This window comes from Pseudomonadota bacterium (assembly GCA_039028155.1).
Classification (GTDB): Bacteria; Pseudomonadota; Alphaproteobacteria; order SP197; family SP197; genus JANQGO01.
In genome coordinates this window covers 93,434-106,208 of record JBCCIS010000012.1, presented here as the reverse complement: position 1 = coordinate 106,208, position 12,775 = coordinate 93,434, and the positions used below count along the sequence as shown (strand labels likewise).

The following is a 12,775-nucleotide window of genomic DNA, read 5'->3' as shown; positions in this document are numbered from 1 at the left end:
TTTCCGGTGTAACCGATGTCCCGTTTCGAGCCTTGTTATCGCTTTCTGTCCGCCGCTCCGGCGCGCGGGCGTTATCATGTCTTCATCTTCGACCTGCGACTTACGGGCTTGCCGGCACGCGCCGCCGCGCCAGCCGGCTCTTCGTGAACCCGTCCCTGATTCCGGCGCGCCAATGCGCCCCGTAAGAGCTGAAGAGAGACCCTGACCATGGCACGACCCGAATCTCATACGCCCAAGGCGATGCCCCATCACCGGTACCGACCGTTCACGCCGGTGGACCTGCCCGACCGCACCTGGCCCAGCGCGGTCATCACGAAGGCGCCGGCCTGGTGCAGCGTCGATCTGCGCGACGGCAACCAGGCGCTGATCGAGCCCATGGGGCCTGAGCGCAAGCGGCGCATGTTCAAGACGCTGGTCGAGATGGGCTTTAAGGAAATCGAGATCGGTTTCCCGAGCGCCTCGCAGACCGATTTCGATTTCTGCCGCGAATTGATCGAAGAGGAGATGATCCCGTCGGATGTCCGCATCCAGGTCCTGACGCAAGCCCGCGAGCATCTGATCCGGCGCACCTTTGAGGCGGTCGAGGGCGCCGACAAGGTGGTGATCCATCTCTATAACTCGACCTCGACCCTGCAGCGCCGCGTCGTCTTCGAAGAAGACCAGGATGGCGTCAAGCAGATCGCTGTCGACGGCGCCAAGCTGGTCCGCGAACTGGCCGAGGCCCAGCCCGGCCCCGATTACGTTTTCCAGTATTCGCCCGAGAGCTTCACCGGCACGGAGCTCGAGTACGCCGTCGAGGTGTGCGAGGCGCTGATGGATATCTGGGAGCCGACGCCTGAGAACAAGGTGATCTTCAACCTGCCGGCGACGGTTGAGATGGCGACGCCCAACGTCTATGCCGACCAGATCGAATGGTTCCTGAAGAACATCAAGAACCGCGACAGCATCATCCTGTCGCTGCATCCCCATAACGACAGGGGCACGGCGGTCGCCGCGACCGAACTGGCGGTGATGGCCGGCGCCGACCGCATCGAAGGTACGCTGTTCGGCAACGGCGAGCGGACCGGCAATGTCGACATCATTACCTTGGGCCTCAACATGATGACCCAGGGCGTCGACCCCAGGCTCGACATGTCGGATATCAACAACCTGATCAACGTCGCCGAGCACTGCAATCGCCTGCCCGTCCACCCGCGCCATCCTTACGCTGGCGATCTGGTGTTCACCGCCTTTTCCGGGTCCCACCAGGACGCCATCAACAAGGGCATGAAGGCGCTGGAGCGCCAGAACGAGGATGTCTGGGAGGTCCCCTATCTGCCGATGGATCCGAAGGACGTGGGCAGGAGTTACGAGGCGATCATCCGGGTCAACAGCCAGTCCGGCAAAGGCGGCGTGGCCTACATCATGGAACAGGACCACGGCTTCCACCTGCCCCGTCGGCTCCAGATCGATTTCAGCCAGGTCGTCCAGCAGATGACCGATGAGAGTGAATCAGAGCTGATGAGTGATGAGATCAAGGCGGCATTTGACCGGACTTATGTCGAGCCGGAAGGTCCGATCGGCTTCGTCACCTACCGCACGGTGCCCGATACTCATGCCAGCGAGCTCCGCCGCATGACCGCCGATGTCACGGTCGATGGCGAGGCGCGAGAGATCCATGGCCTGGGCAACGGCCCGATCGATTCCTATATCCATGCGCTCAAAGAAGAGCTGGGCATCGACCTGACCGTGGTGGATTACAACGAGCATGCTATCAGCCAGGGTTCCGACGCCAAGGCCGCGGCCTATGTCGAGGCGCGCAATGGCGCTGGGCTCACCGTCTTTGGCGTCGGCGTCAACAAGAACATCGTCCAGGCGAGCCTGTTGGCGGTGACGGCGGCGGCGAACCGGCTGGCGACAGCGGCCTAGAACAGATCCCATTTTGATGGAATTGCCGCGCGATAGCATCAAAGTGGGTGAATCTGCTCTACTTGTCAGATGGAGAGCGGATTCACATGATGCGAAGAACCGGTCATCGGTTCTGCGCATTATGACCTGCTCTGCCCAGCCGTTTTGCCAAGCTTTGAAGCGGGTTTTCAGTGATGACGGGCACGTGATGGGATCGCAGTTCTGCTGGCCTTTTGGGCGCTTCGGGGCTATGTGCACGCCATGACGGAGTTGTCCGAGGCGCAAACCCTGGCGGGCGATCTGATCGCCCGTGCCGAAAAGGCCGGCGCCGACGCCGCCGATGCGGTGATCTTCAACAGTACGGCGCTGGACGTACGCGCGCGGCTGGGCGAACTGGAAGACCTGGAACGTTCGGAGTCCTTTGATCTGGGCCTGCGCGTGTTTGTCGGCCAGCGCCAGGCCAACATTTCCACGACCGATACCGACGATGCGGCGCTGGACGATCTCGTCGCGCGCGCGATCGCGATGGCGCGGGTTGCCCCGCCGGACGAGTTCGCAGGCTTGGCCGATGCCGCTGAGCTGGCACACGACATTCCCGATCTCGACCTGGAAGAGCCGGGCGAACCGGAGCCTGCGACCCTGATCGACCAAGCGCTCGCCTGCGAGGACGCGGCGCGTTCGGCTGACGGCATCACCAATTCGGAGGGCGCGGAGGTCGGTTGGCATCACTCGACCGCCGTCATGGCCGCGACCAACGGGTTTGCCGGCGGTTACATCGCCACCCAGACGGCGATCTCCGCATCGGTTATCGCCGGTGAGGGTCTCGGCATGGAGCGTGGCTACCACTTCTCGGCCGCCCGCTTCACAGAAGACCTTGACCCGCCCGACGAGGTCGGCCGCGAAGCCGCCAGGCGCGCGCTGAGCCATCTGGGTGGCACCAAAATGCCGACCAAACCCGTGCCCATCGTGTTCGAGCCGCGCATGGCCAACAGCATCCTGGGTCATCTGACCAGTGCGATCACCGGACCCTCCATCGCGCGCGGCACCAGCTTCCTGGTCGACCGCATGGGCGATGCGATCTTCGACAGCAGTATCAACATCGTCGAGGATCCGCATGTGCGCCGTGGTTTGCGCTCGCGCCCGTTCGACGGCGAGGGCGTCGCCTGCCAGAAGCGCCACCTGATCAAAGACGGGCGCCTGACCACCTGGCTCTTGGACTGCCGCTCTGCCCGCCAGTTGCATCTGACGACCACAGGCCACGCCAGCCGGGGAACGTCGGGGCCGCCGTCGCCCGGCGCCTCCAACGTCACCATGCAACCGGGCGAGCAGACGCCTGAAGACTTGATGGCCGATATCAAGGACGGGCTCTATGTCACCGGCCTGATCGGTTTCGGCGTCAACCAGGTGACCGGCGACTACAGCCGGGGTGCGTCGGGTTTCCGTATCGTCGACGGCGAGCTGGCCGGCCCGATCACCGAAGTCACGATCGCCGGCAACCTGATCGACATGTTCGCCAACTTGACGCCCGCCAACGATCTTGAAATCCGCCATGGCTTCGATGCGCCGACACTGCGTATCGAGGGCATGACCGTCGGCGGCGAATGAACGCGATGGCCTCAGCCACGGCACGAGACGACCTCGATCTGCTGATTGACGCGGTGCGCGAGGCCGGCACGTTGGCGATGCGGCACTTCCGGACCGACGTGAAGACCTGGACCAAGGGCGAGGACGACCCGGTCACCGAAGCCGACATCGCGGTCAACAAAATGCTGTTCCAACGCCTGCGCGAGGCGCAGCCGGCCTATGGTTGGCTGAGTGAGGAAACCGAGGATAACGACGAGCGGCTGGACTGCGCGCGTTTGTGGATCGTCGATCCGATCGACGGCACCCGCGCCTTCATCGAGGGCCGGGCGGAGTTCACCATCGCCGCCGCCATGGTCGACCAGGGCCGGCCACGGGCCGCCGCCGTGTTCAACCCGGCGACCGACGAGCTGTTCGATGCCATCGAGGGCGGCGGCGCGCGCCTTAACGGCGAGGCGATTTCGGTGTCCGCGCGCGACACTTTCGATGACGCCCATATCCTGGCCAGCTCGCGCACGGTGCTGCGCGCGATCCAGCGCATGGCCGACAAGCCGGTGACCTATGACATCGTGAACTCGATCGCCTTCCGCATCTCGCTGGTCGCGGCCGGGCGTTTCGACGCGACTTTCTCGCTGGGCGCCAAGAGCGACTGGGATCTGGCCGCCGCCGATCTGATCGTACAGGAAGCCGGCGGCCGCTTGAGCGACGTCGAAGGCGGCGCGTTCACCTATAACTCGCGGCGGGCGCGCCATCCTTCCGTGCTGGCGGCGGGACCGGCCATGCACGACGCCCTGCGCGAGGTCATTGCCGGCATCGACTGGTAGACGGCGGGACGGCGGGCAATACCGTCCATTGGTGCCAAATCCGCTTGTGTGATAGTTAGTTACCCTGAAATCCGGTTCCCTGGTGGGCCCCAAACGTGACGCTTCAAACCCCGGCGCCAGCGCCGACCCATACCCCGACCCAGATCATCGTGCGCCGGCTGCTGCGCGAGCACATTCTGCGCTACCTGCCGAAGATGCTGCTGGCCGGCGTGTTCATGGCGGTCGTCGCCGCGACAACGGCGGCCTATGCCTATCTGGTGCAGCCGATCCTGGACGACATCTTCATCAGCAAGGATGAGTCCAGTCTGATGACGATCACCATTGCGATGCTGGTGGTGTTCGCGCTGAAAGGCATGGCCGATTACGGTCAGAATGTCATCATGTCGCGGGTTTCTATGCGCATTGTCGCCGACATCCGCCAGCGCGTTTATCAAAGCCTGATCCACGCCGACCTCGCGTTTTTCCAGGACAAGTCGACCGGCGAACTGATCGCCGGGTGTATGAACAACGTCGATCTGATGCGCGATGCCGTCTCCAAAACGCTGACCGGCCTCGCCAAGGACTTCATGACGCTGGTCTTCCTAATCGCGGTCATGTTCTACCAGGACTGGTTGATGGCGATCGTCTCGTTCTTTGTCTTCCCGCTCGCCGCACTGCCGACAATCTTGATCGGCCGCAAGGTCCGCAAACGCGCCAGCCGCGCCTGGGCCGAGCTGGAGCAGGTCACCGCATTCATGTCGGAGACGTTCCGCGGCATCCGTTTCATCAAGGCCTATGGCCAGGAAGATCACGAGACCGAACGGGCCCGCGAGCGTATCGACGAGCTGTTCCTGCGCATCTTCAAAACCATGCGCGCGAAGGCGGTGGTCAGTCCGATCATGGAAATCCTGGGCGGCTGCGCGGTCGCGGTGATCGTTCTTTATGGCGGCAGCCAAGTCATCGAAGGCACAACGACGACCGGTGCGTTCTTCTCGTTCATGACCGCGTTGTTACTCGCCTATCAGCCGATGAAGAACCTGGCCAAGCTGAACAACAATCTGCAGGAAGGCCTGGCGGCGGGTCAGCGGGTGTTCGCCCTGATCGATGTCGAGCCAACAATCCGCGACCGCGACGACGCAGTCGATCTGGCCATAGCCGACGGCGCCATTCGCTTGGAGAACGTGCACTTTGCCTATGGCGAGGCACCGGCGCTCCATGGCGTCACGATCGAGGTGCCCGCCGGCACGACGGCGGCTCTGGTCGGTGCTTCCGGCGCCGGTAAGTCGACGATGTTAAATTTGATCCCGCGCTTTTACGAAGTCGGCGACGGCGCGGTGACCGTCGATGGCGTCGACGTGCGCGATGTCACGATCGCCAGCCTGCGCCGCAACATCGCACTGGTCAGCCAGGAGGTCGCGCTGTTCAACGACACGGTGCGCGCGAACATTGCCTATGGCCGGCCGGATGCGAGCGATCAGGAGATCGAGACCGCCTCGCGCGATGCTGCGGCCCACGATTTCATCATGGCGTTGCCGGATGGCTACGACACCGTTGTCGGCGAGTCCGGCCTGAAGCTTTCAGGCGGTCAGCGCCAGCGCCTGTCGATCGCGCGGGCCATCTTGCGCGACGCGCCCATCCTGTTGCTCGACGAAGCGACCAGCGCGCTGGATAGCCAGTCGGAACGCGACGTGCAGCAGGCGCTGGCACGGCTCGCCGAGGGCCGCACGACCGTGGTCGTCGCCCACCGCCTCTCCACCGTCGCCGATGCCGATACCATCTACGTGCTGGACCAAGGCCATGTCGTCGAGGCCGGCAGTCACGCCGAGTTGCTGGCAAGGCGCGGCGCCTACGCGCAGATGTACGCGCTGCAGGTGATCGACGAACCGGATTCAGCGGCCGTCGCCGCCGGCGAGTAAGCGGGCGATGGCGTTCTTGAAGACCGCCCTGAAAAAGCAGGCTGTGCAGCGCACGCTGTCGACTCTCGCCGCGCAGTACATGCGCCTTGTCCGATGGACCGGTCGATGGCGAATGATCGGCGGCGACGAAATTCTGCCAGGTAACACCCGCCCGCTTATCATCGCCTTTTGGCACGGTCGCATGCTGATGATGCCGCCACAATGGCCCAAGGCGATGCCGGTCAAAATGCTGATCTCCCATCATGGCGACGGTGTCTTGATCGCCGATGCCATCAGGCATTTCGACATCGGCTGCATACAGGGTTCGACCAAACGCGGCGGCACCGCGGCCTTGCGCAACGTGTTGGCGGCGTTGAAGGACGGCATCTGTGTCGGCATCACGCCGGATGGGCCGCGCGGGCCGCGAATGCGCTGTACCGGCGCCATCGCCGATATCGCCAAACTCTCCGGCGTGCCGATCCTGCCGGCAACATACGCGGCGCGTTGGCGCGTTGTCTTCGGATCGTGGGATCGTTTCGTGCTGCCGCTGCCCTTTACGCGCGGTGTCTTCCTGGTCGGCGCCCCCATCGAAATCGCACGTGACGCCGACAGCGAATCCGCACGATTGCTCATCGAGACACAGATGAACGAATTAACGGCGCGCGCCGACGCCATGATGGGCGTCGACACGATCATGCCTGCCAACATGGAGCCGGCGGGAGCGGCGGGATCATGAGCCTGGCGCTCTATCGTTCAACCGCCTGGGTCATCGAGCCGTTCATGCCGATGCTGCTGAAGCGGCGCTTGTCGCGGGGCAAGGAATCGACGGTGCGTTTCGGCGAGCGGTTCGGCCATCCCGGCTTGCCACGTCCCGACGGCCCGTTGCTGTGGGTGCATGCGGCGAGTGTTGGCGAGTCCCTGTCAGTGCTGCCGCTGATCGAGCGTCTGACCAGCCGGCATGAAAGCCTGAACGTGCTTGTCACCACCGGCACGGTGACGTCGGCGGAGATCCTCGCCGAACGTCTGCCGCCGCACGCCATTCATCAGTTTGTGCCAGTCGACACACCCGGCGCCGTCAAACGCTTCCTCGACCACTGGCAGCCGGATGCGGCGCTGTGGGTCGAATCGGAATTGTGGCCGAACCTCTTGGCTGCGCTCGACCGGCGCGGCATTCCCCGCGCTCTCGTCAACGGCCGCATGTCGGCGGGATCGTTCGCGCGGTGGCGCTACCTCCTGGAGACGGTCAAGGGCCTGGTCGGCGGCTTCAAGGTCTGCCTGGCCCAGACCGAGACCGATGCCCAGCGCTTCGCCGAGCTGGGCGCCAAGCAGGCTCATTTCGCCGGCGATCTGAAAGCGGTCGCCGCGCTGCCGGAAGCGGACCCCGTCGCGCTGCACGATCTGAACGCGGCCATCGGCGAGCGCCCGGTATGGATCGCCGCCAGCACCCATGAGGGCGAGGAAGCGCTGGCATGGCGGGTCCATCAAGAACTTGCCGCCAAGCTGCCGGGTCTGCTGACCGTCATCGTGCCGCGCCATCCCGTCCGCGGCGACGACGTCGCCCGCGACCTCGAAGCGTCCGGCGCGAAGGTCGTGCGGCGCAGTTCGGGCGTCATGCCGGACAACAATTGCGACGTCATCCTGGGCGATACGATGGGTGAGATGGGGCTCTACCTGCAGCTTGGGCCCATCGTCTTCATCGGCAAATCGCTGCTGCACGACGGCGGCCACAACCCGCGCGAACCCGCGCGTCTGGGCCGGGCCATCGTGTTCGGACCGGGCATGACCAACTTCGTTGACGCGGCCGCGGCGCTGACGGTCGGCGGCGGCGCCATCGAGGTTGCCGACGAAGCCGGTCTGGTCGACGCCGTCGCCGACCTTTTCGCCAATCCCGACAGCCGCCAGGCCATGGGCGAAGCCGCCCTGGCCATCGCCGAACGTGACGCCAACGGCGTCTTGGACCGCGTCGAGGAATCGCTGCAACCGATTACCGACGCCTTGGGTCATGCAGACCCCTGAGTTCTGGTCGAGGCGCGGCCTGATCCCGACCCTTCTGGCGCCGGTGGCGTGGTGCTACGGCGCGCTGGCATGGTGGCGCCAGGCCTCATCCGGCCAGGGCGCGAAGGCGCCGGTGCCGGTCGTCTGTATCGGAAACCTGGTCGCGGGCGGCGCCGGCAAGACGCCCACGGCGATCACCATCGCCCGGCAGCTGAGCCGCCTGGGCGCGAAGTCTCATTTCCTGACCCGCGGCTATGGCGGGCGCCGCGCCGGTCCCCATCGGGTCGATGCCAGAAGCGACACGGCCATCGATGTCGGCGACGAGGCGCTGGTGCTGGCCGGGCATGCGCCGGTCTGGGTCGCCCGCGACCGTGTTGCCGGTGCCAGGCAGGCGGTGGAAGCCGGCGCCGACATCATCGTCATGGACGATGGTTTCCAGAACCCGTCGCTCGCCAAGGACCTCTCCATCATCGTGATCGACGGCTCCTATGGATTTGGCAACGGGCACCTGCTACCGGCCGGCCCCTTGCGCGAACCGGTGGCCCGCGGGCTGGGCCGTGCACAGGCGGTCGTCATCGTCGGCGAGGACCGCTATGGGTTCGGCCCAGCGCTCAAGAACCATGGGCTCGCCGTCCTGGAAGCGGCCATCGAGCCGCAGCTTGAGGCGCTGGTGCTGGAAGGACAGGCGGTCTTCGCCTTCGCCGGCATCGGACGGCCGGCCAAGTTCTTCGAAACACTGACGAGCCTGGGCGCCCATGTCGTCGGCACCAAGAGTTTCGCCGACCACCACCGCTACCAGCCGCTCGACGTCATGGATCTCGCCGAACGCGCCAGCCGCGCCGGGGGCGAATTGGTGACAACGGAAAAGGACTGGGTGCGCCTGCCCGACGAAGCCCGCCTTATGGCCCGCCCCGTGCGCGTCAACCTGGTTTTCCGCGACCCCGACGCGCTCGACGCGCTGTTGAAAAACTTCGTGAACAAGACGCCGGAGCAAGCGCTTTAGAACAGCGCGCCCTGGTCGTCGCTGCTCTTCTTTTTCGATTTCGTACGAGGCTTGGCGGGCGGCGGGTCGCCATCGGCAACCGCTTGGCGTTCGCCGTCCTGGAGCTTCAGGGTCAACGCCATGCCCGGCTTGATGGCGGCGGCGCGCGACAGGACCTCGCCGCGCTCATCGAGGACCACGGCAAAGCCCCGACTTAAGGTCTGCTCATAGCTGTAGCTCTCAAGCAGCTTGCCCAGGTTGGCGACGTGGCGGCCGCGATCCTCAAGCTGGCGCGACACCGTTTGATCGAGATCGCGTGTTCGCCTTATCACCTGCTCGCGCTGCTGGTCGAGCCTGTCGGTCAGACCCTTGAGGCGCAGGCCGGCAGACGCTTTGGCAAGCGCGCCGCGTTTATCGGCCAGAAGCTCGCGGGGGTGACGCAGGCGTTCGGCGAGGTCGCGCAGACCATGACGGCGCTCGCCGAGAAAGACGGTCGCGACACGGCGCAGGGATTCCGTCGCGTTGTCGAGGTCCTGCGCCGCCGTTTCGACCAGCCGAACGGGATCGGGCAGGCCGCGCGCCAGACCGCGCAGATCACCGCGGCCCCGGTCGAGTTGGCGCTGCGCGGCGCCGACCATGCGCTGCTCGGCATCAAGCACCTGGACTTCCAGTTCCGCGCGCACCGGCACCGCCATCTCCGCGGCCGCGGTCGGCGTCGGCGCCCGCCGGTCGGCGGCGAAGTCGATCAGCGTCGTGTCGGTCTCATGCCCGATCGCCGAGATCAGCGGGATCGTCGACCCAGCCGCGGCGCGCACGACAATCTCTTCGTTGAAGGCCCACAGATCCTCGACACTGCCGCCGCCACGCGCGACGATCAAGACGTCAGGGCGCGGGACCGGACCGGCCTCGGCCAGCCGGTTGAACCCTTCGATCGCAGCGGCGACCTGCTCGGCGGCGCCGTCGCCCTGCACCATGACCGGCCACAGCAGCACATGGCGGGGGAAACGATCGCGCAGCCGGTGCATGATGTCGCGGATGACGGCACCGGTCGGCGACGTCACGACGCCAATCACGTCGGGCAGCCAGGGAATCGGTTGTTTGCGGGCGTCGTCGAACAGCCCTTCGGCGCCAAGCTTCTTGCGGCGTTCCTCCAGGAGCGCCATCAGCGCGCCGACGCCCGCGGGCTCGATGCTTTCGATGATCAGCTGATAGCTGGAGCGCCCGGCATAGGTCGTCAGCCGGCCGGTCGCCACCATCTCCAGCCCCTGTTCGGGGCGGTGGCGCAGCTGGTTGGCGGTGTTGCGCCAGCAGACCGAATCCAGGACGGCCTTGTCGTCCTTCAGCGACAGATACATGTGGCCGGACGCCGCCGTCGTCACGCGCGAAATCTCACCGCGCACCCGCACCCGATCAAACGCGCCTTCGATGGTGCGCTTGACCGCCTGGCTGATCTCGGAAACCGAAAACTCGGGGATATTGTTGGCCGGCTGGCCGTCGGCATCTGGGTCCATGGCGGCGGCCATGATACAAGACCGCCGCAACCCAGCAAGCGGGGTTGGTCTGTCCGCTGCGGCACCAGCCCACTCCCCCGCCCGGCCACCCCGAGGATGCTGCCATGGGTGGCCGGGCGGGGGAGTGGGCCGGCTAAGACGGCCTGCTGCAAGCAACAAAGGAGCGAGCATGAAGGTTCTTGTGTTGGGTGGCGGCGGGCGTGAGCACGCGCTGTGTTGGGCGATCGCCAATTCGAGCATGGTCGATCAGGTCTTTTGCGCGCCCGGCAGCGACGCCATCGCCCAGCTCGCCACCCCGGTCGCCGTCGGCGTTGGGGACATCGCCGGCATCGTCGGGTTCGCGGCAGAGAATGGGATAGACCTGGTCGTACCCGGGCCCGAGGCGCCCTTGGTCGCCGGCGTCGCCGACGCGCTGAGGGATGCCGGCATCGCCTGTTTCGGACCCGGCGCCGCGGCAGCCCAGCTTGAGGGCAGCAAGGCCTTCACCAAGGACGTGCTGGACCGCGCCGGCGTGCCGACCGCGCGCTGGCAGCGCTTCGACCAAACAGCGCCGGCCAAAGCCTATATCGAAAAGCTCGGCGCGCCGATTGTCGTCAAGGCCGACGGACTGGCGGCCGGCAAGGGCGTCACCGTCGCCATGACAGTGGCCGAGGCGATCGAAGCGGTCGAGGCGGCGATCGACGAGAAAGTTTTCGGCGAGGCCGGTGCCAGCGTCGTGATCGAGGAGTTTCTGGATGGCGAAGAGGCCAGCTTCCATGTGCTGAGCGACGGCGAGAACGTCGTACCGCTGGCGACCAGCCAGGACCACAAACGCGCCGGCGACGGCGACAGCGGGCCGAACACCGGCGGCATGGGCGCCTATTCGCCAGCCCCCGTCGTTAGCGATGCCGTGCATCAGGAGGTCATGGAGCGTTTCGTTCAACCGACGCTGAAGACCATGGCGGCCGACGGCGCGCCGTTCCAAGGCGTTCTCTATGGCGGCCTGATGTTGACATCCGACGGCCCGAAGCTTTTGGAATACAACGTGCGCTTCGGCGATCCGGAATGCCAGGCGCTCCTCATGCGGCTGAAGTCCGACATCGTGCCGGCGCTGCTCGCCGCGACCGAGGGCGAGCTGAACCATGTTGATCTCAGATGGTGGGACAAGGCCGCGCTGACCGTGGTCATGGCCACCAACGGCTATCCGGGATCTTATGAAAAAGGCAGCCCGATCAAGGGCTTGGAGGCGGCCGGCGGGCTCGACGACGTGATGGTTTTCCATGCCGGCAGCAAGCGCGACGGCGACCAGTGGCGCGCCAGCGGCGGCCGGGTTCTGGGCGTCACGGCGCTGGGCGACACCATCGCCGCGGCTAAGGAACGCGCCTATCAGGCGGTCGACCTGATCGACTGGCCGGGCGGTTTCTGCCGCCGCGATATCGGCTGGCGCGCGGTGTGAGGCGATGGCGGTCGCGGGCATCACGTTGAGGCCCATCACGGCCGGCGACCTGGATACCGTCCGCGAATTACAGGCGCGCTCCTTCACGCCGCTCGGCGGCGGCGCCAACTCAGCCGAGCGGATGAGAGCCGCTCGTGCCTTTTGCCTCCCCGCCCACGCCGACCTATCCTGACCGCACGACGAACCAGCGGCGACGCGCGTGAGCGAGCACGACAACACCGACATACCCGGCGTTCTCATCCACCCGCCGCTCCTGTTCTTGATTCTCGTGATCATCGGGATTGCGCTCGACGCGGTCTGGCCGGTGCCCTTGATGCCGGCCTCCATGCAGATCATGGGCGGCGGTGTCTTGATCGTCATGGCGGTGTCGCTGTTGGGCTCGGCTCTCGTGCGGTTCCGCCGCGCCGAAACCCATGTCGAGACCTGGAAACCCGCCTCGGCGCTCGTCACCGCCGGCCCCTACCGGGCGACACGCAATCCCATCTACATCGCCTACGGTCTTGCGTTTCTTGGATTGGCCTGCGCGCTCGACAACATATGGCTTGCGGGCCTCACCGTCGTCTTGATGGTGTTTCTGGACCTGGTCGTCGTGCGCCGCGAGGAACGTTATCTCGCCGCCAAGTTCGGCGACGACTACCGCGCCTACAGCGGTCACGTCCGCCGCTGGCTCTGACAGGGGAGGTCAA

The 12,775-nt window shown here is 65.7% G+C and carries 10 protein-coding genes; 9 read left to right on the top strand and 1 reads right to left on the bottom strand.

The genetic code is table 11. From position 1 onward, the window contains the following. The first annotated feature begins 240 nt into the window (after window positions 1–240). From leuA to lpxK, 7 genes are all read left to right on the top strand, one after another. Window positions 241–1,908 carry a 2-isopropylmalate synthase gene (gene leuA, locus AAF563_09020; GenBank protein MEM7121403.1) on the top strand — a complete coding sequence of 556 codons (1,668 nt, stop codon included), beginning with the start codon at window positions 241–243 and terminating at the stop codon, window positions 1,906–1,908. Between the two features lie 240 nt (window positions 1,909–2,148). Further along, window positions 2,149–3,492, top strand: coding sequence for a metallopeptidase TldD-related protein (locus AAF563_09015; protein MEM7121402.1), 1,344 nt, complete (start codon window positions 2,149–2,151; stop codon window positions 3,490–3,492). A 5-nt stretch (window positions 3,493–3,497) separates the two neighbouring features. Beyond that, window positions 3,498–4,292, top strand: coding sequence for a 3'(2'),5'-bisphosphate nucleotidase CysQ (locus tag AAF563_09010; protein ID MEM7121401.1), 795 nt, complete (start codon window positions 3,498–3,500; stop codon window positions 4,290–4,292). 95 nt (window positions 4,293–4,387) lie between these two features. Then, a complete protein-coding gene (locus AAF563_09005) occupies window positions 4,388–6,187 on the top strand; it encodes an ABC transporter ATP-binding protein (protein MEM7121400.1) in 1,800 nt (599 codons plus the stop codon). Window positions 6,188–6,194: 7 nt separating this feature from the next. Beyond that, window positions 6,195–6,902, top strand: coding sequence for a lysophospholipid acyltransferase family protein (locus tag AAF563_09000; protein MEM7121399.1), 708 nt, complete (start codon window positions 6,195–6,197; stop codon window positions 6,900–6,902). Continuing rightward, on the top strand, window positions 6,899–8,182 hold the full coding sequence (locus tag AAF563_08995) for a 3-deoxy-D-manno-octulosonic acid transferase (GenBank protein ID MEM7121398.1): 1,284 nt from the start codon (window positions 6,899–6,901) through the stop codon (window positions 8,180–8,182). Before AAF563_09000 ends, AAF563_08995 begins: the two co-directional genes overlap by 4 nt. Next, window positions 8,169–9,164 carry a tetraacyldisaccharide 4'-kinase gene (lpxK, locus tag AAF563_08990; GenBank protein MEM7121397.1) on the top strand — a complete coding sequence of 332 codons (996 nt, stop codon included), beginning with the start codon at window positions 8,169–8,171 and terminating at the stop codon, window positions 9,162–9,164. The genes AAF563_08995 and lpxK overlap by 14 nt, the downstream gene beginning before the upstream one ends. On the opposite strand, the gene xseA is transcribed toward lpxK, so the two are convergent. Beyond that, window positions 9,161–10,666, bottom strand: a complete 1,506-nt coding sequence (gene xseA / locus AAF563_08985; GenBank protein MEM7121396.1) for an exodeoxyribonuclease VII large subunit — start codon at window positions 10,664–10,666, stop codon at window positions 9,161–9,163. The genes lpxK and xseA overlap by 4 nt on opposite strands. Window positions 10,667–10,823: 157 nt before the next feature. Here xseA and purD point away from each other — a divergent pair, with 157 nt between their 5' ends. Continuing rightward, complete coding sequence (purD, locus tag AAF563_08980) at window positions 10,824–12,089, top strand: phosphoribosylamine--glycine ligase (GenBank protein MEM7121395.1); 1,266 nt, start codon at window positions 10,824–10,826, stop codon at window positions 12,087–12,089. A gap of 199 nt (window positions 12,090–12,288) precedes the next feature. Next, window positions 12,289–12,762 carry an isoprenylcysteine carboxylmethyltransferase family protein gene (locus AAF563_08975; GenBank protein ID MEM7121394.1) on the top strand — a complete coding sequence of 158 codons (474 nt, stop codon included), beginning with the start codon at window positions 12,289–12,291 and terminating at the stop codon, window positions 12,760–12,762. The last annotated feature ends 13 nt before the right edge of the window (window positions 12,763–12,775 follow it).